At 42.1% G+C, this 24,795-nt stretch carries 19 protein-coding genes; 4 read left to right on the top strand and 15 right to left on the bottom strand.

Annotation, left to right across the window (positions count from 1 at the left end):
• Positions 1–11 precede the first annotated feature (11 nt).
• The 11 genes from MHH76_RS04015 to MHH76_RS03965 all read right to left on the bottom strand — a co-directional run bounded on the left by MHH76_RS04015 (position 12) and on the right by MHH76_RS03965 (position 16,562).
• Entirely contained in the window at positions 12–2,885 is a 2,874-nt protein-coding gene (locus MHH76_RS04015; RefSeq protein ID WP_043054165.1) for an AAA domain-containing protein, read from the bottom strand.
• A gap of 178 nt (positions 2,886–3,063) precedes the next feature.
• Positions 3,064–3,822 (bottom strand): class I SAM-dependent methyltransferase, encoded by a 759-nt coding sequence (locus MHH76_RS04010; RefSeq protein WP_020450486.1) that lies wholly within the window; start codon positions 3,820–3,822, stop codon positions 3,064–3,066.
• A 162-nt stretch (positions 3,823–3,984) separates the two neighbouring features.
• Complete coding sequence (locus MHH76_RS04005) at positions 3,985–4,107, bottom strand: PhrK family phosphatase-inhibitory pheromone (protein ID WP_011197633.1); 123 nt, start codon at positions 4,105–4,107, stop codon at positions 3,985–3,987.
• Entirely contained in the window at positions 4,104–5,216 is a 1,113-nt protein-coding gene (locus MHH76_RS04000) for a Rap family tetratricopeptide repeat protein (protein WP_035337001.1), read from the bottom strand. The genes MHH76_RS04005 and MHH76_RS04000 overlap by 4 nt, the downstream gene beginning before the upstream one ends.
• Before the next feature lie 248 nt (positions 5,217–5,464).
• Positions 5,465–6,313: a PRD domain-containing protein gene (locus tag MHH76_RS03995; protein WP_023855797.1), complete on the bottom strand. Its 849-nt coding sequence runs from the start codon at positions 6,311–6,313 to the stop codon at positions 5,465–5,467.
• 29 nt (positions 6,314–6,342) lie between these two features.
• Positions 6,343–7,809, bottom strand: coding sequence for a glycoside hydrolase family 1 protein (locus MHH76_RS03990; RefSeq protein ID WP_031304945.1), 1,467 nt, complete (start codon positions 7,807–7,809; stop codon positions 6,343–6,345).
• 5 nt (positions 7,810–7,814) lie between these two features.
• On the bottom strand, positions 7,815–9,680 hold the full coding sequence (locus tag MHH76_RS03985; protein WP_043054164.1) for a beta-glucoside-specific PTS transporter subunit IIABC: 1,866 nt from the start codon (positions 9,678–9,680) through the stop codon (positions 7,815–7,817).
• A 680-nt stretch (positions 9,681–10,360) separates the two neighbouring features.
• Positions 10,361–11,476 carry a DUF3578 domain-containing protein gene (locus MHH76_RS03980; RefSeq protein ID WP_075213472.1) on the bottom strand — a complete coding sequence of 372 codons (1,116 nt, stop codon included), beginning with the start codon at positions 11,474–11,476 and terminating at the stop codon, positions 10,361–10,363.
• Positions 11,477–11,737: 261 nt separating this feature from the next.
• Complete coding sequence (locus MHH76_RS03975; RefSeq protein WP_043054163.1) at positions 11,738–13,930, bottom strand: SEC-C metal-binding domain-containing protein; 2,193 nt, start codon at positions 13,928–13,930, stop codon at positions 11,738–11,740.
• A 286-nt stretch (positions 13,931–14,216) separates the two neighbouring features.
• Positions 14,217–15,599 (bottom strand): 23S rRNA (uracil(1939)-C(5))-methyltransferase RlmD, encoded by a 1,383-nt coding sequence (gene rlmD, locus MHH76_RS03970; protein ID WP_043054161.1) that lies wholly within the window; start codon positions 15,597–15,599, stop codon positions 14,217–14,219.
• A gap of 48 nt (positions 15,600–15,647) precedes the next feature.
• Positions 15,648–16,562 (bottom strand): diacylglycerol kinase, encoded by a 915-nt coding sequence (locus MHH76_RS03965; protein WP_023855610.1) that lies wholly within the window; start codon positions 16,560–16,562, stop codon positions 15,648–15,650.
• A 198-nt stretch (positions 16,563–16,760) separates the two neighbouring features.
• Between MHH76_RS03965 and MHH76_RS03960 the strand changes: the two genes are divergently transcribed.
• Positions 16,761–17,714: a nucleoside hydrolase gene (locus MHH76_RS03960; protein ID WP_043054160.1), complete on the top strand. Its 954-nt coding sequence runs from the start codon at positions 16,761–16,763 to the stop codon at positions 17,712–17,714.
• A gap of 13 nt (positions 17,715–17,727) precedes the next feature.
• Entirely contained in the window at positions 17,728–18,270 is a 543-nt protein-coding gene (locus MHH76_RS03955; RefSeq protein ID WP_043054159.1) for a GNAT family protein, read from the top strand.
• A gap of 98 nt (positions 18,271–18,368) precedes the next feature.
• Here the strand turns inward: MHH76_RS03955 and MHH76_RS03950 are convergent, their stop codons facing one another.
• Together MHH76_RS03950 and MHH76_RS03945 are read right to left on the bottom strand one after the other, a co-directional pair.
• Complete coding sequence (locus MHH76_RS03950; RefSeq protein WP_020450473.1) at positions 18,369–18,569, bottom strand: hypothetical protein; 201 nt, start codon at positions 18,567–18,569, stop codon at positions 18,369–18,371.
• A 131-nt stretch (positions 18,570–18,700) separates the two neighbouring features.
• Positions 18,701–21,859, bottom strand: a complete 3,159-nt coding sequence (locus MHH76_RS03945) for an efflux RND transporter permease subunit (protein WP_035337022.1) — start codon at positions 21,857–21,859, stop codon at positions 18,701–18,703.
• A 146-nt stretch (positions 21,860–22,005) separates the two neighbouring features.
• Between MHH76_RS03945 and MHH76_RS03940 the strand changes: the two genes are divergently transcribed.
• Positions 22,006–22,854, top strand: a complete 849-nt coding sequence (locus tag MHH76_RS03940; RefSeq protein ID WP_020450471.1) for a TetR/AcrR family transcriptional regulator — start codon at positions 22,006–22,008, stop codon at positions 22,852–22,854.
• Positions 22,855–22,977: 123 nt separating this feature from the next.
• On the top strand, positions 22,978–24,060 hold the full coding sequence (locus MHH76_RS03935; protein WP_043054158.1) for a glycoside hydrolase family 26 protein: 1,083 nt from the start codon (positions 22,978–22,980) through the stop codon (positions 24,058–24,060).
• Positions 24,061–24,132: 72 nt separating this feature from the next.
• Here MHH76_RS03935 and MHH76_RS03930 read toward each other — a convergent pair whose 3' ends face one another.
• The gene (locus tag MHH76_RS03930) at positions 24,133–24,414 is read right to left on the bottom strand and encodes a hypothetical protein (protein ID WP_020450469.1); all 282 of its coding nucleotides are present in this window, start codon (positions 24,412–24,414) and stop codon (positions 24,133–24,135) included.
• Entirely contained in the window at positions 24,411–24,713 is a 303-nt protein-coding gene (locus tag MHH76_RS03925; RefSeq protein WP_020450468.1) for a DUF2089 family protein, read from the bottom strand. Before MHH76_RS03925 ends, MHH76_RS03930 begins: the two co-directional genes overlap by 4 nt.
• Positions 24,714–24,795 lie beyond the last annotated feature (82 nt).

Here is a 24,795-nt window from a genome sequence, read left to right as displayed (position 1 = left end):
CCTTACCTTCATTAAGAATGAACAACGTCATTTTCTAAAAGCATCCTCTTCAACAATCCACTCGGTTTATTCGCGCTGTCTGATAAACAATTCATATCACCCATGACAAGGAAGCTGTCCTTTGCCCTTGAAACCGCGACGTTTAGAAGGCTTTTATTGGCGTCTATAAAAAAGCAGCCGTCATTTTTCCCGTACACCGTCGACATGATGATGACCTTTCTTTCGCCGCCTTGAAAGGTATGGACCGTTCCTACGTCGATAAACGGTTTAACATCGGGTGATAGCGCACGCTTGATTATGCCGACTTGCATTTTAAAAGGGGTGATAATGCCAATGAGACTTTTTGGATCATCTTCATGATATGCATTTCGGATGTTGTAGAAATGCTCATTGATCCATGTGGCGATGGCCCTTGCCTCTATTTCATTATATCGGCTGCCCGCTTTTTTGCTTGACTGGTATGAGTCAACCTGCATATGACCAAGAGGTGGAATCGATAATTGAACAAGCGGATTTTTCTTATCCTCTGCCGCTTTACCTCTCATTGGCTCAAGTTTTCCTCTATACACCAGATTGTTGCAGTATTCAATAATTTCATCATAACAGCGCCTATGTTCGCTCAAAAACAAACCGCGTTGCTGATGTTTTTCGTATTTACAGCTTTTGCACGCTACCCTCATCACACTAGATTCTGACGTATTCAAGCCGAGTTCGCGAAGCTTCTCAAACTGTTCGATCGAAGCGATGACTTTATTGGAAAGCGCTAATGAAATATCCAACGTTTCGTTGATATTCCACACCGGTTCAATCTGATAAACATCTCCGACAACAACTGCCCGTTTCGCAAGCGAAAATGAACATGCCGCAATCTCAGGAGTCACCTGTCCTGCTTCATCTACGATTAGTAAATCAATATAATTGTAGAGAAAATGCTCCTTCCCATTGTTATAGGCCAGCAGCATTCGCGGAAGCTGATAAAAAGTCATCACAAAACAAGGGGTCAACATACTTAAATTTGTATAAAACTGATTTAACACATTATCGAAATTTGTGCCTCTTTGTTTTTCCGACAGTCTTTTCTCTAAAAGCCATCTGCACTCATAGTAATGAACTGCTAGCCAAAAAGAGGCGTATTTTATGGTTGTATCTAAAAATTCATTCGCCTTATCTAAAGAAGAAAATGAACCAGGATATTTCTCAAGAATGTTCAGTGATATAAGTTCCACCATTAATTGTTTATATTTTGTGTTCAATTTGCTGACTTGTTGGTATGTCGCATCGATCTGCTTTATTTTTTCTCTCGTCTCTTTTGCTTTTTCGCTATACAGAGAGAGAATTTTATCGAGATTCATTGACTCATCAATAAATTCTTCATCCGGCTGAATAAAATATCTGACACGACTGACTAATTTGCTCTTGAAGAACGGCAGAAACTTGAATAAGCGAACAAAGAACGGCAAGTTTGAAAAGTGCGTCTGCCACTCTTTTATTCTTTGTTGTATCGATTGAAACGTGCTTTCCCACTCGGTTTTTTCCTCGGTCAATTGCGTCATGTATGTATCTAAAGAAACGCCTTTGGGAGCTATTTGATCATATTCGGAGAATAAGGATAAAACTTTTTGTCTGATTTCTTCAAGCGCTGTTAACCGATTTGAAATCGTATGCTCACATTGCTTAATATCAGTATGGTTTGTTTCAAAATATCGACTGCATTCTTTGAGCATCTTTTCGGTTGATCGCTCAATGTTCTCGTTGCTTTCAACTTCGTCAAAAAAGTTTTCTCCCCGAGGGTTCGTATATTGAAATCCTTTTTCTTGCGCCTCTTTCTCCTTGCTGCCGGACGGAAAATAAACAGCAAAGCTGTCGACTCCTTCGATCCATCGCTGCTCTAAATGATTGTTTTCCCATTTTGGTTTAATCTTTCCGAATGATTCAATAATATTGGTTACTGCCTGATTGTTTGTTGATGAAGCGACAATGACAGGAGGATCTTCCTTTTTTAATGCTCGTTCGACATAAAGATTGGCAACGAGCGACTGCAATAACGTCGTTTTCCCCGTACCCGGCGGACCGTTGACTGCAAGAATTTCTCCATCTTCCATATTGTTGAAATGGTTCAGGCACTCCCTTTGCGATGGCGACAAAGGATATTCCCCGCCCATTTGTCCGACATGCTTCTGCATTTCTGACATCCGGTTTGGAATAAGCGGCGATAAAGAAGTGAATTTTTGGTTGATAAAATTTTGATAAAGCTGCAGATGATTCGGCTGGCTGGATAAAAGGTGATCATATAACTTTAATATATTTCTGGTTGCATTGATGGAATCATCCTTAAAGATATAAACATTTTTCTCTAATTCTATTTCTTTAACTGTATTTGAAGTTATTTCGGTTTCTGTAACTGACTCATACATATCTTTTGCAAACTCAAAATAGCTTTTCCAAGTGAGGTTGCTTTCCAACCTCTGATAATTGTTGCTCATATATTCATCAAAGTCATTGACATAGCCGATCGCAAGCTCTTCGTCAATGATTGGATGAAGATGCTCTCTCGGAATCCATGGATATTTGTCTTCTGAAGGCAACAACATACCATTGGCAGTCAAAACTGCCGGGATATAAAGAATGCCGGTCATATCTTCAATATTTGTCTCAACCCTTTGCTGCACGTCGAATTTCGTCTTGATCGTCTTTGCCACAACGATAACATCGAGTTTACCGGAGACATTTTTGTGGTCTGAAAGAACCGCGTAGTACTTACTGTCTATCTTTCCTTGTATAAGGCTATTCAAATCTGAAATCATAAAACGACTGTTTTTAAAGTTGATTTTTAGTTTCGCAGCGACACTATCGCGAAAATACTTGGTTACAGTTTGGGATGCCATCGCTTTTCCTCCTGATGTATGAAAAAAACATAATACTGGTAATAACATTAAGTAGTAACAATTATATCCTAAATGAATATATGGATAAATAACTGGCTTTACAAAAATATAGGAAAATAAAAAAGGATGTCACCATATAATATGAGACACCCTTCATAGGCAAATCTTTGATCAAACTCTAAATCGCTTCCGCTAAAATCATAAACCGGTACTGTGTGACATCAAAATAACCCTTTTCTTCAATCATTTTATGAATCGCGTACAATTCATCCGTGTATTGATCCACTTCAAAACCGGGCGCCTGCCAGGGAATGGCTTTTAAGTAATAGACCAGAGCTCCAATATCATAAAACCTTTGAGTCGGACACTCTTCCCTGCTTTTTAAAACCTTAAAATCATGTTTTTCTATTTCTTTTAACGCTTTTTCCAAGTTCCAGTCCTTAAATTCTTCATTTAGCGGCACACCAAGTTTTTCATTGATTTCTTCGCAATCATGCCCGCCGACTTGCTGAGTGAGAAACAGTCCTCCTTTTGAAAGGATTCTCCTCACCTCTTGTGCTGAATATGACTCGTGTTTATTGATGACCAGGTCAAATTGGCCGGATTCAAATGGAAGATCTTCATCATCATCAATTTGGACGACCTGAACCCCTAAAGGCGTCAATCGTTCCTTTGCAACTGGCACATTGGGCAAATAGCATTCAGTAGCGTATGCTGACGAAGGAAACGGCCCCAATTTCGATAAAAATTCTCCGCCGCCTGTCCCCATATCGAGCATGGATTTGGAATCTTGAATAAGAGACAGAGCCATGCTTCCGTATGACCATGAAAGCAGGTCGCTTTTCATTCTTCCCGTATCGTCAATGAAAGAAAAATCCCAGCCGCTGAAAGGCTTATCTGCGTGTTTTAAATATGAAAGAAATGTTTTGTCATTCATAGTATCCCCCTCCAATTTTAATGTTTAAATATGTTTTAAACGATTGGAGGGCCTCTCGCGAATTTGGAAGGTTTTTATATTTCATGCTCTTGTAGATTCACTGTAATCGCACCCCATTTCATGGCTTTAAAAAAGAAGCCTGTAAAAGGACTTCAGCAAATATTAACCTCCAACCGGCAGCTCAGCTGTTTGAACGCCGCCTGACGCCTGATTGTGGCTTTGGGATAAAGCAGCTCCGCCTAAGACCATAGCAGTTAACGATAAGCAAAGAATCAATTTTTTCATGACAATACCTCACTCCCTAATGATCTCATTTTGTTTTCGGCTTTCATGAATATTTTAACAAATTCCAGCGCTTCCTTGAAATCTCCTTTTTTCTCAAAATAGCTTGAGATGAGCAATGAAAGGTCACAGACACCGTCTAAATCATTCATCTCGTCCAAGGAATCGATGTCGTCTTTGATGCTTTTAACGTTTTCATGGCAATAAAGCTCATACATAATATTTATTTTCTTTTCATAATGCTTATTCCCGTTTTTCTCTAATTCCTCCTGTCCTTTTTTATAATAGAACAGGGCCGCTTCTGTTTCGCCGATTTTGAAAAACTCTCTGATCAGCATGTAAAGCGAGTTGATATAGTAGCTTGACTCGCACCATTCGGCATTGCTCAACGCATGCTGGACGGCGAGAATGCATTCCTGAGACCGGCCGGAATTGGAATACAGAATGCTGATATTGTGATGAAGCATCGCCTCTAAAAACGAATCGTCGATCTTTTTGGAAATTTCAATCGATTCTTCGAAATACTTCTCCGCATCTTTAAAGCGCTGCATCTGCATGTAATTTGTCCCCATCACAACCTGGGATATCGCCAGCTTTTTTTCGTACCCGTCATGCATTTTGTAAATATTCATCGCGTCTCTCGCATAATTGAGAGAAACCGCATTTTGCCGAAGAGACATATACAGCCAGGACACTTTAAAATAAAACTCGGCCGCTTCGATCTGATCGGGCACCTTCGCCAGTTTTTTCTCGGCAACCTTGTACAGGCTGATCGCCCGCTCAACATTCTTGTTGTACGCTTCATGCATCGCCTCAAAAAAGTAGAAATAGTAATCGATCATATGATCCGTCTGCTCGATGCACTCGATTTGCGAATCATTAAAGTAAGACTCCCGCGGCAGCCGCTCTCCCCTCGCATCATAAAGCATCATCCGATACCGCTCCTCAAGAAGCGAAAAATAAGCCAGCACATTCTGATCCTCTTCCATCCCGGAAAACATCGACTTTGCCTCTTCAAAAAGATGCTTTGCCTGCTCAATATCATGCTTTTTAATTGCCAAATGGAATTCGTTCAACACCCCCGCAACCACTTCTGAAGCGACCTTGCTCATGCCGAACCCCCTCTTTCTCTTTAGGATTGTTCTCTATCTGTAAAATGATCTTATCACATGTGTAAATTTTTGTAATGACCTTTTGTCAATTAGTGTTATGTTTTTGTCAACAATTGAAAAAGCCTTTTGTTGTCAATTTTAACTGTTGGTATAGATCAATCAACTCATCTGGCCTATAAACAGAAATGCTCCTTCTTTTTCAAAAACAAGAAACCACTCGCCTTCCACAAAGGCAAGTGGTTCTTCATTTATTTTAATTGCTGATAAGAAATCAAGCGATGAATATGGACTCCCAAGTATGTTAGTTCATCGTTCGGAATGACGATTCCGTGTACCTGTTTGATATAATCTTTGATTTTGAAAGCTACATCCATTGCTTGCGGATATAAATTAGCAATTTGCTCAAACAATTCATTCTCCTGATCTGCCAACAATTTATCAGCGTAAAATCTTTCAACGAAAAATTTAACATGTGTGATAAATCGGCTGTAATGAATATTTTCTTGATCTAATTTCATGTTTAATGTGTAACGGACAAGATTGACAATGCTCCCGATCATTTTTGCATACTTCATTCCATTTTTAGATTCTGTTTCTTCACCTAATGCATTAATTAAGTGGAACGCAATATTTGCCGCTTCCTCTTTCGGCAATTGGATCCCCAGTGTTTCATTGATGAGCTGCAGCGCATAATTCCCTGCCTCAAACTCTTCCGTATAGTAGTTTTTAATTTCCCAGTAGACGCGATTCGTAATATTGATGTTCTTTTTATAACGCTCTACTGCAAAATTTAAGTGATCCATTAATGTGAAGTAAACGCCGGAATTTAGCTTTGTTTTTAATTTTTCTTCTGCATAATGAACAATTTGCTGTGTCAATTCAATAAATTCTTGCGGTATTGAATCCAACAGTTGAAGAAATTCTTTTGCCTTCATATTGTCTACTGGCATAAACACTTGATCAGCTTGTTTTTCTTCAATCATATGCCCAGGTTTTCGTCCGTAACCGATGCCTCTGCCGCATAAAACCAGCTCCTGTCGGTTCTGATCTTCAGCCAGTACCACACTCGAGTTTAAAACCTTTTTTATTTTAAACATCGCCATCACCTTTTCATGAATGCGGTTTTTTAGTCTAATACTTCTCCATTTGACTCGATCACTTTCTTATACCAGTAGAATGAATCTTTACGTGAGCGCTTCAATGTCCCGTTGCCATCGTCATCTTGATCAACATGGATAAATCCATATCGTTTGGACATTTGAGATGTTCCCGCACTAATAATGTCAATGGATCCCCAGCTGGTATATCCGAAGAGATCTACACCTTCTTCAATGGCTTCTTTCATCTGACGGAAATGTTCTCTGAAATAGTTAATACGATAATCATCATGGATCGATCCATCGCTTTCAACAACATCTTTCGCACCCATGCCGTTCTCCACAATAATGAGAGGTTTTTGATAGCGATCATACAATTCAATGAGCGAAATTTTTAAACCGACCGGATCGATTTGCCAACCCCAATCTGTTGAAGGCAAATAAGGGTTTTTCACACCGCGAATCGTATTGCCATCTGTTTTTTCCAGCCCTTCTTGTGCAGATTCTGTCAGGGACATATAGTAGCTAAATGAAACGAAGTCTACCGTATGTTCTTTCAAAATGGCAAGATCGTCCGCTTCCATCTTAATATTGATATTTTTTCGTTCCAGCATGCGTTTGATCAATGGCGGATATTCGCCAAACACTTGAACATCTGCATAGAAATAGTTATCAAGGTTTTGCTTCAGTGCGCGTTCGACATCATTCGGATGACAAGTGTGCGGGTAAGTCGTAAGTTTCGTTAGCATACATCCCACTTGACTTCCGGGAATGATGCGATGACAATCTGCAGTCACAAGAGCAGAAGCTACAAATTGATGGTGCAATGCTTGATAAACGGTTTCTTCTACCTTCCCCTCTGGACAGCGGTCAGGAATGATTCCCGCTGTAATGAAAGAATGGCGATGTATACTGTCAATTTCATTAAAGGTAAGCCAATATTTCACAACATCTTTATAGCGTTCAAAACACACATTGGCGAACTTCACAAAGAGGTCGATCACTTTTCTTTCAACCCATCCGTTGTATTTCACACTAAGTGCTAATGGCATTTCATAATGTGACAGAGTCACGATCGGTTCAATGTTATGTTTTTTCATTTCTTGAAACAGACGGTCATAAAACTGAAGACCTTTCTCGTTCGGCTCAGCTTCTTCCCCTGTCGGGAAAATTCGGCTCCATGCAATCGATATACGCAATGTTTTAAAACCCATTTCTGCAAAGAGAGCCAAATCTTCTTTATAGTGATGATAGAAATCAATCCCTCTGCGCTTCGGATATTTTTTTACGTCCGGGTCTTTCATTGCGCGTTCAATGTTTTCAGAAGTAACAGCAAGGTGTCCTTCGTAATCTTCTACACTCAAATTCGAACGGTACATGGCAATATCTGCAACAGACGGTCCTTTTCCATCAACATTCCAAGCTCCTTCTGCCTGGTTTGCGGCAATCGCACCGCCCCATAAAAAGTCTTTCGGAAATCCTTTTGTCTTTGTCATCATGATTACCCTCCTAATTGTGTGACAACCATCAATGTATCTTGACGATTGACCTCTTTTAATTGCGTTACTTTTATATCATATTGATCCGTATTCGTAATAACTGCTAGTGTAACTGGATCATAACCTGCTTCCTTAATTTTTTCCAGGTCAAATTGAATGAGCAAATCACCCGCTTTGACTTGATCCCCTGCTTGCACCCATGGTTTAAAGAACTTGCCCTCTAGCTGAACGGTGTCAATCCCAATATGGAAAAGAACCTCAACTCCGTTTGCTGTTTTCATGCCGAGCGCATGGTTTGTTTCAAAGAGAAGTGAAATCTCGCCATCTACCGGTGCATATAGTTCACCCTTTGAAGGAATAATGGCAATTCCTTCTCCCATTACCTTTGAAGAAAATATGTCATCTTCTACATCAGATAGTGAAATCATTTGACCGATGACTGGACTTTTGAATGTCTCATCTGCGCCAAGTTTTTCAGCGAAAACACCTTGCTCTGCTTCTTTTTCCGTTTCTTCTGTCTTTCGATCTTTTCCTAAAATAAAGGCGGCAGCAAAAGCAACAACAAATGAGATGGCAAAACCGATAACTGCAAACATGAAGTTGCGTGGAAGCTCGTCAGATATGAACATCGACATACTTGCAAGCCCAGGTCCAACAAGAACAAACGCTTGAAGTCCGACAAGTCCAATGAAGATTCCGCCGATGAAAGAACCGATCATGACACTGCTAAGCACACGTTTATTTTGCAGTGTCACCCCGTATAATGCCGGTTCGGTAATCCCAAAGAATGCGGAAATCCCTGCAGAAATGGCAGTTGAACGAAGCACTTTATCTTTTGTGCGAAGGGCAATTGCGAAACACGCTCCGCTTTCAGCGAGATTGTGTGCAAGTGAAGCAGGCAAGTAAAGTGCTTCTTTTCCGAGATTGCCCATTGTTGTTACAGCGTACGGCACCATCGCTTTGTGCATCCCTGATGCGACCATAAATGGAAGGACTGCTGCCAGAATCGCAACCGCAACCCAGCCCACTTTGTCAAACATAGCAAGGATGATTGCTGTGAAGCCTTGCCCAGCTGTAAAACCGATTGGTCCCAGCAACAGGAGAGTGATCGGAACTGTCATAACCAAAGACATCATCGGTACGAAGAAGATACGAATGGGTTTTGGCGAAATACGAGTAAACCATTTTTCCATCTGTGCATACAACAGAACAGATAAAATCGCCGGAAACACTTGATAGGCATACGCAATATTTTTCACATCGAATGAAAATAATTGAGCGCCTTCTGTCAGCATAGCCGTCATGTTTGGCAGAATAAGAGCGCCGACTGCCGATAATGCAACAAGCGGATTCACTTTTAGCTTATTGGCTGTCGTCACGGCTACCAGCAATGGCAGGAAGTAAAGCGGCGCATCGCCAACCATATTTAAAATCTGATACGTTTGCCCTTTGGCATCCATTAATCCGAATAACGAGAAGAGGAGGAGAAACGATTTTAAAATCCCTCCGCCCGCAATGGCTGGAACAAGCGGTTGGAAAACACCAACAATGAAGTCTAATAGTACAGTCCCCACTTTTCGCTTTTCCTTTGGCTGATTGCTAGACCCATTTTGTCCAGAAGGTGATCCGCCGAGAAGGCCGGTCAATTTCTCATAGACTTCAATGACATCGTTTCCAATTACAACCTGGCATTGGCCCGACATACGGACAGCGATGACACCCGGTGTTTTCTCAAGCGCCGGTACATCCGCCTTGTTTTGATCAATCAATGTAAAACGGAGTCGTGTCGAACAATGCTCCAAGTGGGCAATATTCTCTTTACCGCCTACATGCTGCAATACGTCTCTTGCTGTTTGTGTATAATTCATTGTTTCTCCCCCTTTTCTGAAACATGAGACCTATATTTAGGCAATAAAAAAAGGACCTAAACCGACAAATTAAAAAATTTATCGGTTTTAGATCCTGCCTGCATGACCAGTCACATGTCTAATTTATCAATATTGGATTTGATTAAAGTATATATCGGTTTTATGAAAGCGTCAACATTTATTTTGTTTTTTCGAAAAGAGGCCAATATCCTGGCCAAATGGCCTACATTTTATTCTCAATGGCGATCATAAACATCTTCAAGTATCCGCAAATCGTGTGCCCAGGTTACAGGGTTACAAGACACATAAACTGCAAGCCTCGGCTTTATCTCAATCATCGTCCACAGCAAAACATCATCCGACATCACTCCTCAAGCAGCGAGAAGGAGATTCTAATTCTCTTCCATTTCGAAAAACATTGACTTCGCGTGTGCAATATTTATGCTTTTTAATTGCCAAAAGGAGTTCGTTTAACACCCCCGCAACCACTTCTAAACCGACCTTGCTCATGCCGAGCCACTCTTTCTCTTTAAGATTGTTATCTATTTTAAAATGATCTTATTATACGTGTGAATTTTTGTAATGGTCTTTTGTCAATTAGTGAAGTGGCACTATGATAGCGTATATTGGTTAAATAGCAAAAAGCCTTGGTACGCTTGCCCAAAGCTTTTAATCTGAATCTAAATATTCGATATTTCATATATTCGTTTAAGTTCTGAAAAGGTAATTTCAATTCCTATCTTTTTTAAGTGATCCTTCCGCTGATCATACAATTTTTTCAACAGTTTTTCTTTCTCCTCATCTTGACCATAATGAATCAGACGATGACAGTGTGGACATAGGCTTACCAAGTTTGCTAGTTGATCTAAGTCATATTTGAACTCCACTTGCTTAGCGATAGGGACAAGATGATGACATTCAACATAAGGCTTGTTGGTAGATTTAGAGATAAAAGTTTTGTGGGAATGATCAATTTCACAAGTGTAGTTCGAAAGCATCATAGATTTTGAGGCAAGACTTGCATTTCTTGTCCATTGCCTTTGACCACCTTGATTAATGATTGGTTGCGGACGTTCTCTCTTTTGACTGACTTCATATGCCACATTCGAATTCTCGGATATGATGAAGGTTTGAGCCGCTATCTGATACTCCTCTTCGTTAACCCGGTCTTCTAAAAATTGGCCGTCTTCCTGCAACAAAATAAAATCATTAAACTGTTCTATCGATCGATTTCCGATAAGACCTTCTATTTCTTTGTATGTAACTAATAGTGCTTGTAAATCGCTTATAATGTCTTCTGAACTCGGAAAATCGCTTATATCATAAAAACGACCACATACATGTCCTAACTCATATCCCCTCGCAAGATTACCTTCACCCTTTAAATTGATATTTGAAAGACTCATATTTTGAGGTATGGTATTTAGTTTTTCTCTAATAATAGAAGCTGTTTTTTGGATTTTGGCCCTACCTATCTTTGTACCATACTTCTCCTTGAAATATGTCCACCCCTGATACAAACTAACATAAACACCACTTCCATCTGCTCTAAATAAGTAAACAATATAGTAGCCTCTTGTCGCCGAAGTCGTTAAATTCTTTATAAAAATTGAAACCCAAGGAATCTCAGCCCAACGGCCTTTTCCAACTGAACCTGCTACATGATATATATTAGGATCTAAGTCAACAACTTTAAAAAGAGTATCCTTTATTTCATGACAAATAAGGTGTGACAAAAGGTGTCCCTTAAAATTCTCATTTTTTGCTTGTTGATATGTTGATAAAACGCGCTTCATTTGTTCACTAATCGTTAGTTGATTCGAGATTTTGTGTTCTATTTTGTTACACCTCTTTATTAAGTAGGACTTTATGCAAGAAATGGAACCTTCTTATAACATTATAAGCCTCTCCTGGGTTGGAGAGCTTATTTTTTCAAGCTTGTATTTATCTTTTTTAACAAGTACAGCCACAAATTCCACATGTGTTGAATACATTTCACAGTTATAATTTAATTTGGCAACTATACCTACTTCAGACTTAAATACATTATCTGAAAATTATTCCCCATGACATTTTTTGAATTTTTTCCCACTTCCACAAGGACACGGTTTGTTTCGACCAACTTTTTCACCTTGATAACTATCTTTGTATTTAGATAAAACTGCAAAGTCATAAGGATTTTCCTCTAATACATAATCTTTAAATGCTAAGTGGGGGTCGTCCTTATCAATAAGCGGTATCTCTCTTGGCACTTCTTTAAGCTTTTCCAATACTCCACCAACTGCAATAGGAGATTGTAAATACTCTAGAAGACCTTCCAGTGTTGGTTCTCCACTCCACAGTTTAGCCTCACTAATAACACTAGTTGTATTTAATTCTAACTTTATTTCTTCAATTTTAGGGTCTAAAAAGAACTTGATAAAAGAGGATACATCTGTAATATATACATCTTCTTCTATTCTGCCTGTAAACTCAAAGATATTAGTACAAACTATTTTTACTATATCGTCTGCTTTAGGAGGAGTTTTAGGTAAAGGAATATCTATATATTTTTGAACTTCCTCCCACTGACGGATTAATATATTCTCTCTTCTTTTAACCTGACTTACACCGTAAAGTATATCATCGTACCTCTGTTTAACTTCTTTTGGAGAAAAGGGATGATTTAGACATTTAAATTCTATCAATATTATTTTGCCGCCAAATGTAGCAATTAGATCATATTCAACATCCTTACCATCGTATGCTAAAAACTTAACCTGTGATCTATTAATAGAAAAATGGGATGAAAAACTTAATAAAGCTTTTATTTCATCCTCCAGTTCAGTCCCTTTACTTGCAATATCTACACCCCAACAAGATAAATGTTTACCAACAATTCTATTAATGTTCATCTGAATAACAATGTGGGGAGTAAATACTATTCTTTCATCCCCAATATAAACAAGAGGCTGAGAAAAAATATCTAGTAATGGTTTTGGTCTAAAAACAAATAAGTCAATTATATTATTAGCTTTTTCAATATTAATTCCAGATAACTTTGAAAAATGCCTTTTTATATCTTTCAATTCAAATATTGGTGATAAATAAGTAAAGTCCTTATCATCAAATTTTGAATGTGCATTTGTACGATATACATATGCTAAAGATAATAAATATTTTATTCCATCATATAGTTCGTTTAAATTTATATCCTTATCTTTCCCTATCTTTATACGGTCTACTAAAGAACCTAAATCGTCTTCCATTTGATCCCAAGCTACACTTATAGCACTTTCAGCTATTTTTTCCCCTAGAATAAATACATCTTTATCTAACTTAAAAACTGAAGAAGGAGAGGATAAAGAAAAAATTGATGCTCTTTCAAGTTCATTAATTGTTTCAGACATTTTTTTGTAATTTACTAGTTTTGAATAATTGATAAAGTCCCGATATTTATACCTTATGACGGCTACTCTCTCTTTTTTGTAATCGTCATCACTGGGAGGACAATAATAATGCACATGATTACTTTCATCTAATTTAAATCGTTTAAATTCCCAATTTTGATACTTGATCCTTGACCATAGTTCTTCTAAAAAACCTCTATGCAAAGCTAAATGCATTATCTCTTCAATACTAGGTATCCCAAAAGGAGATATGTCATTATAAGACTTAATTTCCTGATTATCAATTTTCCCATTTGCTTTATAGTGAAGTAACCGAACTAACGTGTCAAAAATTTCTAAATTCGCTTCCATTATATCAGCAACTGAAACTTCTTTTTCAGACACTGGCAACTCATGTTCCATTCCGGTTACATACCCTTGAGCTTGGATCCTCTTCCCCATATCTCTATTAGAATAAAAAGATTGACTTTCTATAAACGTACATAACATTTGAATTTGTTTTGTAAATGGATACTTTAAAAAGTCATTCTTAAATAACCTCGCTTCATTACTTTTTGAAGCCTTGTTGATATCCTTTATGGTGCAATATAATTTAGCTACCGTATTTTTAAACCCCTCTACATATTCACCTTCACTATCCTCAAAACATTTAAGCACTAATCCACATACCTTTAAAAAAAAGACTAATTCTTCTTCTTTAAAATTTCTGCTTAAAGGATCAGTTAAACAACCGCTCAACAATAAGTTTTTTCCAAATTTTTCTTCATCAAATATATACAGCCCTAGCATTGTTGTAGCAGCACTCTCTAAATCTGTATTTTTAATATCCTTCTTTAACTTTTCATAAGTTAACTCACTCATTTCCCTCACCTCTTTAAAATTAAATCTATATTAAAAACAGGATTATGATGATTTTATAAGTTTGGTTCAAGAAAAAATACAACAATTTGAGTTAGAACGAGCAGAAATAAAAAAAGAGATGGCAGAGAATGACGCAACAAGTAAAATCTCTACCATCATAGAACAATTAAAGGACTTTCTAAACTTCAACACCTTAACTTCTAAAATGTTATTACGTTTCGTTGATAAGATCGAAGTTAAGATTTGCTATAAGTTTACACAGGTTGAGGGGTTATAACTTTTGCCCTCAATCACCTTTTAAAACCAACTTCGCCACACACTCCACATGGCTAGTATGCGGAAACATATCAACAGGCTGCACTTCAAGCGTCTCATACCCGCCATCCTCAAGCACCCGCAAATCGCGCGCCAAGGTTCCCGGGTTGCAAGACACATAAACCACACGCTTCGGCTTCATCTCCAAAATCGTCCGCAGCAATGCCTCATCGCAGCCTTTGCGCGGCGGGTCAACCACAAGCGTATCAGCCTTGATACCTTCCTTATACCACTTCGGAATCACGACCTCAGCTTCGCCAACTTCAAACTCAGCGTTCTCAATACCGTTCAACTCGGCATTCCGCTTCGCGTCCTCAATCGCTTCCGGTACAATTTCGACGCCGTATACTTTTTTCGCCTGCTTCGCCAGAAACAGCGAGATCGTGCCGATGCCGCAGTAGGCGTCAATGACTGTTTCTTCGCCGTTCAATTCGGCGTATTCAAGCGCTTTGTCGTAGAGCACTTTCGTTTGCTGAGGGTTGACTTGGTAGAACGATCTGGCGGAGATGGCGAATTTGATGCCGCCGATGGTGTCGTAAATGTATTCTTCTCCCCAGATGACGGTTGTTTCGTCGCCGAAGATGACGTTTGTTTTTTTCGGGTTGATGTTTTGGACGATCGATTTGACGTGCGGGAATGCCGCGGTGATCTCCTCGACGATTTTCGCTTTGTGCGGGAAGTCGTTTGTCCTTGTGATGAAGACGACCATCATTTCGCCTGTGACGGCGCCGTATCTGACCATGATGTGTCTGAGCCAGCCTTTGTGGCGTTCTTCGTTGTACGCTTTGATGCCGTATTTGCCGCAGATCTCTTTAATCGCCTGAACGACGCGGTCGTTTTCCGACTGCTGGATCAGGCATTCGTTCATGTCGATGATTTCATGGCTGCGCTGCTGGTAGAAACCTGCGATCAGACCGCCTTCTCTTTCGCCGACAGGGACCTGCGCTTTGTTTCGGTAGTTCCACGGGTCTTCCATGCCGAGGGTCGGGTGGACGGTGATCCGGCTTAAATCGAGCTTGCCGATGCGCTCAAGCACGTCTTTGACTTGCTTCTGCTTGTAGAGAAGCTGGCCTTCATAGTTGATGTGCTGAAGCTGGCAGCCGCCGCACTGCTTGTAGATCGGGCACGGCGCGTCTGTACGAAAGCGGCTTTCTTCTTTCAAGTCGATGAGGCGGCCGAAGGCGAAGCCTTTTTTGACCCGGGTCACTTTGATCTGCGCCTTTTCGTCAGGGAGCGCGTTCGGCACGAAAATCGGGAAGCCGTCGACTTTGGCGACGCCGGCTCCTTCGTGTGTTAAATCTTCAAATACGACATTGTAATATTCATTTTTTTGAACGGGGGCTTTTTGTTTCATCTTTTTCACCTGCTATAAGAAAAACTTGGCCAGCTCTTTAGACCAAGTTCAATCATCCAATTTTCTCGCTTTTTCTTTTGACATGACGACATCGATATGGCGGTAGAGGTTTTCGAATTCGCCCGGCAGTTCGCCGCCGTATTCGCCGTCAAGGTTGAGGAGCATTTTGTCTTTGACCGTTACTTTGACGCGGTTCGCTTTCGTGTAGATGATATGCTCGTCATTGATATGTTCGCCGCGGAGGGCAAGTCCGACAAGTCTGATGAATTCGGCGAGGTTTGCCCGTTTTAAAATAACGAGGTCAAACATGCCATCGTTCAAGCTTGAGTCTGGAGCAAGCTTCTCAAAGCCGCCGACGGAGTTCGTCAGCATGACGAGAAACAGCATCACTTCTCCTTCAAACAGCTTGCCGTCGTATTCGATTTCGACCTCGGTCGGCCTTAGCGAAGGAAGGAGCATTTCCATTCCTTTTAAATAATAGGCAAGATGGCCGAGCATCGTCTTCAATTTGCTTGGTACGTCATATGTCAGTTCGGTGAGGCGTCCGCCGCCGGCAATATTGATGAAATATTGGCCGTTGACGCGGCCGATGTCAATCGGACGGGCTTCTCCCTCTAGTATTGTGTTTACCGCCTTTAAAATATCCTCGCGCGGAATGCCGAGCGCTCTCGCAAAGTCATTCGTCGTTCCGACCGGAATGACTCCGAGCTTGGGACGGTGTTCCAACGGCGCCAGTCCGTTGATGACTTCATTTAATGTGCCGTCTCCTCCGGCCGCAACAATCAAGTCAAATTCCCGCTCAGCGGCGTTTCTGGCGGCCTGTACGGCATCCCCTTCCCCTGTTGTCGCATGGCAAGACGTTTCATAGCCTGCCTGCTCGAACTTCTGCAGAACTTGGGCAAGGTTTTTTTTGAAAATTTCGCGTCCGGAAGTCGGATTGTATATGATTCGTGCACGTTTCATGTTTTCATCATCCTATTAGAGTATCCGTATCATTTCTTTACCAACAACCTTTAATTATACTAGTTGTTGAAAAAATCGCAACAAAATGGGTTTTATTATTTGTTTAATTTTAGATAAAATGCCCTAATTCATGGTAAAAAAGACTTCGGGATCTAATTGATGTAAAATAATTAATATTAAGAAAAAGGAGATGTTGCTGTGAAAAAGCCCGTTTATTTTAACCATGACGGAGGCGTCGATGATCTCGTCTCTTTATTTCTGCTATTGCAGATGGAAGATGTCAAATTGATCGGAGCATCCGTCATACCGGCGGATTGCTATTTGGAGCCGGCTCTCAGTGCCAGCCGAAAAATCATTGACCGCTTCGGTTCGTACCAGGTCGAGACTGCGGCATCCGATTCGAGAGGGGTGCATCCGTTCCCGAAGGAGTGGCGCATGCACGCTTTTTATGTCGACGCCCTGCCGCTTTTAAATGAAAAAGGCGAAGTCCGGACCCCTGTGTCAGACCTGCCCGCTCACCTCCATCTCATTGAATGCGTCAAACAGAGCCCGGAACCGGTGACGCTGCTGTTCACCGGCCCGCTGACAGACTTGGCGAGGGCGCTTGAGGAAGAGCCTGAGATCATCAAGCATATTGCAAAGCTTGTCTGGATGGGCGGCACCTTCCTTGAGAAAGGAAATGTGGAAGAGCCTGAGCACGACGGGACGGCGGAATGGAACGCCTTTTGGGACCCTTACAGCGTCAAGACGGTGTTCGAACGCGATATTCAGATCGAAATGGTCGCGCTTGAAAGCACGAACCAGGTGCCATTGACAAATGATATCCGCTCCCATTGGGCGAGCCTCAGAAAGCATGTCGGGATCGATTTTATCGGCCAGTGCTATGCGATGTGTCCGCCGCTTGTCCATAACGAGACGAATTCGACATACTACCTTTGGGATGTGCTGACGACGCTGACACTCGGCACAGTCGATATGACACGCTCGCGCAGCGTCAAGGCGGTTGTCCATACGGAAAGCCCGCGCCAAGGAACGACAGAAGAGCATCCTCACGGCAGAATGGTCGAAGTCGTCGATCAAGTCGACAGGGATCAATTTTTTGCGTATTTTGAAGAGTTGATGAAAAAAGCCGACCGCATTCCATCTTTATAAAAGGAGACTTTCCATGATCAAAAAAGGGACAAACATTTACATCAGGCCGCTCACGGCTGAAGACGCCGAGGCTTGCCTCGAATTGCAGAACGCAAACCGCCCGTTTTTTGAACAGTTTTCAATGGAGCGGAACGAAGAGTTTTATACAATCGAAGGACAACAGAAGAGGCTTCAAAGTTTATATGAAAATATGCAGAACGATGTAGATTATTATTTTGGCATCTTTGATCCTGCAAACGATACGCTGATCGGAACGATCAACCTTTTCCAGGTACTGCGCGGCTCCTTGCAAAGCGCCTTCATCGGCTATTTTTTGGATCAGAAACACAACGGCAAAGGCTACACGACAGAAGCCGTCAAGCTGATGGTCGAGTTCGCCTTTCAAGATCTCAAGCTCCATCGCATCGAAGCCGGCGTCATGCCCCGTAATCTTGCCTCGATCCGGGTGCTGAAGAAGGCGGGCTTTCACAAAGAAGGCATCGCCCGGAAAAACGTTAAGATCAACGGAAAATGGGAAGACCATCAGCTGCTGGCGGTAATCAATCCGAATGATTAACTGCTTCTTTGCGGGGCTGGAAAACGAAATCAGCAGCATTAAAAAAGCTTGTCGATGAAGATCATTTCAACCTTTATCGACAAGCTCATAACATGCTTTCATCTGCTTTTTGTCTCTTTCATGATGCTGAAAATGACTAAGGCGATAACACCTGCACATACAATATAAAATAAAACATCAGTCACAGGATTTCTTATATTTTTCAAGAGAAAAATGACTCCGATCAACACGATCGGTATGATCCAGGTGAGCCGCTTTACGGCTTTGGGGCTTGGTTCGTTGTTTCCTTTCGATTCCATTCACTGCCTCCTCTGTTGCCTTTTCTAAACAAAGCATAACACAGGATATATTTGTTAAACACCGACGATCGTCTCATCAAAGAAAAAACCCCTTGGAAAGGACCATTCCAAGGGGTTTTTGTTTTATCGACTTACTCTTCTTTCATACCCGGTTTTTTCCGGCGGAATTTCGCCAGTACTTCGTATACGATCGGTACGATCAGAAGGGTAAGGAGCGTCGAACTGATCAAACCGCCGATAACGGTGACGCCGAGTCCTTTTGAAATGACCTGGCTGCCGCCTTCAAATCCGAGCGCCAATGGAATCAGGGCGCCGATTGTGGCGATGGCCGTCATCAGGATCGGACGGAGCCTTGTAGAGCCGGCTTCAAGGAGCGCTTCTCTCGTTGAGAGCCCTTCCGCTTCCTTATGGATGACGCGGTCGATTAAGACAATTGCGTTTGTGACGACGATTCCGATCAGCATCAGCATTCCGATCATTGCGTTCAGGCTGATCGTTTCTCCTGATACGTATAGTCCCACCAAGGCGCCGATAATCGTAAACGGCAGCGAGAACAGGATCGCAAATGGCGCCAGTGCTCCGCCGAAGGTAATCACAAGCACGAGGTAGACGATCGCGACCGCCGCAAGCATCGCGAGTCCGAGTTTTGTAAAGGAATCTTCGATATCAGCGGATACGCCGCCTGTATCGATTGTGACGTTGTCATGCAGCTCGATCTTGTCGATGTTTTTCTGTACGTCGACTGATACGGCTGTGACGTTGTCAGATGTGACTTCCGCCGTGACATCGGCATAGATTTTGCCGTCGCGTTTTGAAATCGTGTCAGATGTCGTGCCTTCTTTCACTTTCGCGACATCGCCGATTTTTACTTCCTGGCCGGTCGGAGTTGTGATTTTCTTGTTTTCTAAATCTTTGACACTCTTATAAGTTTCTTCTTCTGTTTTAATCGTGACATCAAGATCTTTTCCGTCTTTTTTCACGGTTGTAAGCGGCGCCTGCGATGTTTCTTTCATGAGCGCCTGAGAAATCTGTGATGCCGTTAACCCGAGTTTGCTTAATTTCTCCTGGTCAGCGACAAAAGTAAATTCGTCATATGTGCTGGACAGGCCTGAGTTTACGTTCTTCAGGTCTTTTTGGTCTTTCATAATCTTTTCGATCTCTTTTACAGTGCCTTTAATCTCTTTTTCTGAATCTCCGTACACATAATACGTTAACTGATTGTTATTGCCTGAAGAGCTGAAATCCTGGGTTTTCCATTCTCCGCGTTTGGATTGCTTCTGAATGTCTTTTAGGACGTTGTCTTTTTCTTTATCAAAATCAGGTGTGTCTTCCTCATATTTGATATAGAACAACGCGCCGTTTGAGCTTCCGCCCATCAGCGGATTTCCCGCTCCTAACGTATATTGAACCGTATCGACGTGTTTGCGGTCCAATAGGACTTTTTCAGCTTTTTGCGCTTCTTTTTCCGCTTCTTTTTTCGTTTCTCCCGGTTCAGGAGTGTATGTGATTTGCACCATTTTATCTTTTGTAGCAGGCAAGTAGCTCGCTCCGATTAGCGGCACGAGGAACAAGCTTCCGACCAGCATTAGAACCGCGATGATCGAAGTGATCCATTTATGGCTGAGCGACCAATTCAACACTTTTTTGTAGAAGTTGGCCAGTACCCCAGGCTTGTGTTCTTTCGCCTTCACCGGCGCACCTGTCAACGACTTTTTGAAGAGGGTGTGCGCAAGCATCGGCACGAGCGTGATCGCGATCAGCAGGGATGCGGCAAGCGCGAATACAATCGTTAAGGCAAACGGCAGGAACAATTCGCCGATTTGACCGCCGACGAGTGCGAGCGGCAGGAATACCGCGATCGTCACGATCGTTGATGACATGATCGGCATGAACATTTCCTTCGTCGCTTCGCGCACGAGCGCTTTTCCGCGCAGCGGCTCATCTTTCAGCCTCATGCGGCGGTAAATGTTTTCAATGACGACGATCGAGTCGTCGACAACCCGTCCGATGGCGACCGTCATGGCGCCGAGCGTCATGATATTGAGCGTGATATCAAGCTGGTTCAAGACGAGCAGTGCGATTAACAATGACAATGGAATCGAAATGACCGAGATTAATGTTGATTTAATATCCCTTAGGAATAAGAGAATGATCACAACCGCAAAGATCGCTCCGAAAATCGCTTTGCTCAGCATCGTCTCGACCGACTCGGTGATCGGTTCGGCTTGATCGTATGTCGAGCTGTATTTGAAGCCTTTGTGGTCTTTTTTGAATTGTTCGAGTTCAGCTTTTACGTTGTCGGCTACCTCGACGGTATTGGCGTCGTTTGCTTTAATGACGCTGATGCCGATGCTGTCTTTACCATTGGTTCGTGAAATGGATTCGGCTTTTTTGACATCTTTAATCGTTGCGATGTCAGACAGCTTAACCGTCGGGATTCCCGCGCTTTGCTGAGCTTGTCCGGCGCTCTGTGCTCCGGCTTGAGCCTGCGCGCCCTGGGCCGCTTGCGCACTTTGCGCTCCGGCTTGCGCGCTCGCGCCTCCGGCAGACGCCGCTGGAATTCTCATATTTTTCAAGTCTTTAATTGTTTCGATATCGCCGCTCACGACGACCGATTTTTCTTCTTTCCCGAATGTGTACAACCCAAGCGGAGTCGTCACATCAGATCCTTGAATCACTTGCTTGACTGTATCCTCGTCAAGCCCATATTGCTTCAATTTGTCTTTTTTAAATGAAAATTCGACTTCTTCAACCTGCTGTCCGGAAAGCTGAACGGAAGCTACGCCTTCAAGGCCTTCAAGCTTCGTCAGGAGGCTGTCTTCCACTTTTTTCGTCAAGCTTTGAAGATCGTCTTTATCACTGGACACGCTGAGCGCGAGGATCGGGAAGGAATTCATGCTGTAGCGCGAAATGCTCGGCTCTTTCGCATTGTCCGGCAGATCGAGATTCGCCAATGCTTCAGCGGCTTCCGTCTTCGCTTTGTCCATATCCTTTTCATAATCGTATTCAATCATCACCGATGATGCGTTTTCATACGAAGTGGACGTCACAACGCTGACGCCGTCCAGGTTTTGCACGGCTTGTTCAACAGGCTTTGTGACTTCATCAGCTACCTGGCTCGGAGTGGCTCCGGGGTATGTCGTGCTGACGGTCAAATAAGGCATGTTCACATCAGGAATTGATTCCTGCTTCATATTTAAACCCGCATAAATGCCGGCAACCGTAACAATAATCGTCATCAGCCACACAGCGAACTTGTTCTTTAGTACAAAATTAATGATAGAATTCATTACGACCTCCATTGTGTATATCATTTTCAGAATACAGATTGACTGACTGGTCATTCTATACAATAATAAACTTCAAAAGTAAACAGCGTCAACTTATATATGTTAAAATTTATTCAATTTTAAAGAAGTGTTAAAGGGGTACATTCATGACAGAAAAAGAAGAAAAAATCATTAAAGCAGGTCTGCACCTGTTCGCGAAAAACGGGTTTGCTTCCACAACGATTCAGGACATCGCCAATGAATGCAACATCTCAAAAGGAGCTTTCTACCTGCATTTCAAGTCGAAAGAAGCGCTTTTGCTTGCGATCATTAAGTATTATATCGATCGAACGATGGAAAATATGAAGATCATTCAGCAAAAGAATTTTCCTCCGAAGGAAACGTTCAAGGAGCAGATTGCTTATCAATTCAGTGAGAGCAAGGAGCACCGCGACTTTATTCTCGTGATGATCAGCGAACACAGCATCCCGGAAAACAGCAAAATCGAAGAATATTTTAAAAATGTCAGCCAAAAATTCCACGAGACGTATAAAAACGCGCTGTCAGCAGCCTACGGGGACATTGTGAAGCCCTATCTGTCAGACTTGTCCGTGATCGTTCAAGGCATCGTGCAGTCTTATCAAAATTTGTTTATCTTTAATGAACTGGATATCGATTTTTACGAACTTGCGGATTTTATTATGAGAAGAATCGATGACATGATTGATGGCATGGTTCAAAACGGGGAGCAGCCGATCCTGGCCGGACGGACGTACAGCTATTACCGGAACGCCGGCAGTACGGCCGATAAACATACGATTTTGCGGGAGCTTGAAGATGCCAAACGTCAGCCGGCGCTGCCGGAAGACATTCTCATTACACTGGATGTGATCGAGGAAGAGCTGAGAAAAGATTCGCCCCGCGTCCCCGTGCTCCAGGGCATGCTGACAAATTTGGAGCATCAGGACAATGTCCAGCATCTATATGGAATGATCACCCGTTTCCTTCATTCATAAAACAGCCTGATGGCTGTTTTTTTATTTCCTTACAATACGACGATCTGACCATGAATATTTTGGAAACAGCATGTATAATAAGATCGCTTAAGACAATCTAGATTTTTAGGGGGTTTTACCTTAGTGAAAAAAAGCATCGTTTGCTCCATCTTCGCGCTGCTCCTTGCTTTTGCCGTTTCGCAACCGAGCTACGCACACACCGTTTCTCCGGTAAACCCGAATGCCCAGCCGACGACGAAAGCGGTGATGAACTGGCTTGCCCACCTGCCCAATCGGACGGAAAATCGGGTAATGTCCGGGGCATTCGGAGGATACAGCCTTGACACATTCTCGCTGGCTGAAGCCGACCGGATCAAACAGGCAACAGGACAGCTGCCAGCCGTATACGGCTGCGATTATGCAAGAGGATGGCTGGAGCCGGAGGAGATCGCCGATACGATTGACTACAGCTGCAACAGCGATTTGATCGCATACTGGAAAAGCGGAGGCATACCGCAAATCAGCCTGCACCTCGCAAACCCCGCGTTTACTTCGGGTCATTATAAAACTCAGATTTCGAACAGCCAGTATGAGAGAATTTTAGATTCTTCCACACCCGAAGGAAAACGGCTTGAGGCGATGCTGAGCAAAATCGCCGATGGCCTTCAGGAGCTTGAAAATGAAGGTGTGCCCGTTCTGTTCAGACCCCTTCACGAAATGAACGGCGAATGGTTCTGGTGGGGACTGACGCAATATAATCAAAAAGACAGCGCGAGAATCTCCTTGTACAAACGGCTCTATGTGAAAATCTATGACTATATGACAAAGACAAGAGGCTTGGATCATCTGTTGTGGGTGTATGCGCCTGATGCCAACAGAGACTTTAAAACAGACTTTTATCCGGGCGCATCATATGTTGACATCGTCGGGCTTGACGCTTATTTTGATGACCCGCACGCCATTGATGGCTACGATCAGCTCACATCTCTGAACAAGCCGTTTGCCTTTACAGAGGTCGGGCCACAGACGACAAACGGCGGGCTGGATTACGCGCGGTTTATCCATGCAATCAAAGAGAAATACCCGAATACGACGTACTTCCTGGCGTGGAACGATGGGTGGAGCCCTGCTGTGAATAAGGGAGCGGACACCCTCTATCTTCATCCATGGATGCTGAATAAGGGAGACATCTGGGACGGCGGTTCTTTGACGCCTGTTGTGGAATAACGAAAAAACCTTGGAGAATTATTCTCCAAGGTTTTTTAAGCAGCTTGTTCTGTCCTTTTGAGGCTGGTCCTGTTATTTAATATCCATGGCTTTCATAACTCTCATTTCTCTTTCCTGCTTTTTTTTCAAAGCTTCTCTGCCTTTAATCCATTCCCCCAGCAATAAAGCCAGTCCGCCAATAAGAGGAAGATAGAATGATGCGAAAGATTTTCCTTCATGAATGGATAATGCAACGAGAAAAATGATATAAGCTGTTGGCAGTATAGCTCCCCAAAAAGTACGATTTCTGGTCGATAAAAAATATTGAATTCCCAGTATTGCAAATCCGATCAGTAGTATATATATAGTATTCATTTATGAACACCCCGCTCTTTTTTATATTTCTCAATGATTAACTTTGCATTTTCCAGACTTATCTGATCATCGATGGCTAACTGTTTAATAAAATGAACAAAAGTCTCATTTTCCAATTCATCAATGAGTTGAATTTTTTGTATTAATCGATCCAACCTAACCCTAACTGTTGGATAAGATACTTGATAACTCTTTGCAATTTCTTTTAACGAACCAGATTTCAGCGTAAAGTTTTTAATAAATTCTACATCCTCTTCTTCTAAAGCCAATATCCACTCGGGTACATCTTTTCTTTCCATAGACAGCCCCTCTTATCAATAAATTTAAAAACAAAACTTAAATTAATGATAATATATCTCTAAATAAAGTTCAAATAAATTT

It is taken from the genome of Bacillus sp. FSL L8-0193 (assembly GCF_037976065.1).
Classification (GTDB): Bacteria; Bacillota; Bacilli; order Bacillales; family Bacillaceae; genus Bacillus; species Bacillus paralicheniformis.
The sequence above is the reverse complement of the archived record's forward strand: the minus strand, read 5'-3'. Positions and strand labels throughout refer to the sequence as shown.

Excerpts from the sequence above, each read along its gene's own strand:
- MHH76_RS04015 (WP_043054165.1), bottom strand. The coding sequence starts at position 2,885 with ATGGCATCCCAAACTGTAACCAAGTATTTTCGCGATAGTGTCGCTGCG.
- MHH76_RS03925 (WP_020450468.1), bottom strand. The coding sequence starts at position 24,713 with ATGGAAAGAAAAGATGTACCCGAGTGGATATTGGCTTTAGAAGAAGAG.
- MHH76_RS03980 (WP_075213472.1), bottom strand. The coding sequence starts at position 11,476 with ATGAAGCGCGTTTTATCAACATATCAACAAGCAAAAAATGAGAATTTT.
- MHH76_RS04005 (WP_011197633.1), bottom strand. The coding sequence starts at position 4,107 with ATGAAAAAATTGATTCTTTGCTTATCGTTAACTGCTATGGTCTTAGGC.
- MHH76_RS03930 (WP_020450469.1), bottom strand. The coding sequence starts at position 24,414 with ATGAATACTATATATATACTACTGATCGGATTTGCAATACTGGGAATT.
- MHH76_RS04010 (WP_020450486.1), bottom strand. The coding sequence starts at position 3,822 with ATGAATGACAAAACATTTCTTTCATATTTAAAACACGCAGATAAGCCT.
- MHH76_RS03985 (WP_043054164.1), bottom strand. The coding sequence starts at position 9,680 with ATGAATTATACACAAACAGCAAGAGACGTATTGCAGCATGTAGGCGGT.
- MHH76_RS03950 (WP_020450473.1), bottom strand. The coding sequence starts at position 18,569 with ATGGAATCGAAAGGAAACAACGAACCAAGCCCCAAAGCCGTAAAGCGG.
- MHH76_RS03945 (WP_035337022.1), bottom strand. The coding sequence starts at position 21,859 with ATGAATTCTATCATTAATTTTGTACTAAAGAACAAGTTCGCTGTGTGG.
- MHH76_RS03975 (WP_043054163.1), bottom strand. The coding sequence starts at position 13,930 with ATGAGTGAGTTAACTTATGAAAAGTTAAAGAAGGATATTAAAAATACA.
- MHH76_RS03955 (WP_043054159.1), top strand. The coding sequence starts at position 17,728 with ATGATCAAAAAAGGGACAAACATTTACATCAGGCCGCTCACGGCTGAA.
- MHH76_RS03940 (WP_020450471.1), top strand. The coding sequence starts at position 22,006 with ATGACAGAAAAAGAAGAAAAAATCATTAAAGCAGGTCTGCACCTGTTC.
- MHH76_RS04000 (WP_035337001.1), bottom strand. The coding sequence starts at position 5,216 with ATGAGCAAGGTCGCTTCAGAAGTGGTTGCGGGGGTGTTGAACGAATTC.
- rlmD (WP_043054161.1), bottom strand. The coding sequence starts at position 15,599 with ATGAAACAAAAAGCCCCCGTTCAAAAAAATGAATATTACAATGTCGTA.
- MHH76_RS03965 (WP_023855610.1), bottom strand. The coding sequence starts at position 16,562 with ATGAAACGTGCACGAATCATATACAATCCGACTTCCGGACGCGAAATT.
- MHH76_RS03995 (WP_023855797.1), bottom strand. The coding sequence starts at position 6,313 with ATGTTTAAAATAAAAAAGGTTTTAAACTCGAGTGTGGTACTGGCTGAA.
- MHH76_RS03990 (WP_031304945.1), bottom strand. The coding sequence starts at position 7,809 with ATGACAAAGACAAAAGGATTTCCGAAAGACTTTTTATGGGGCGGTGCG.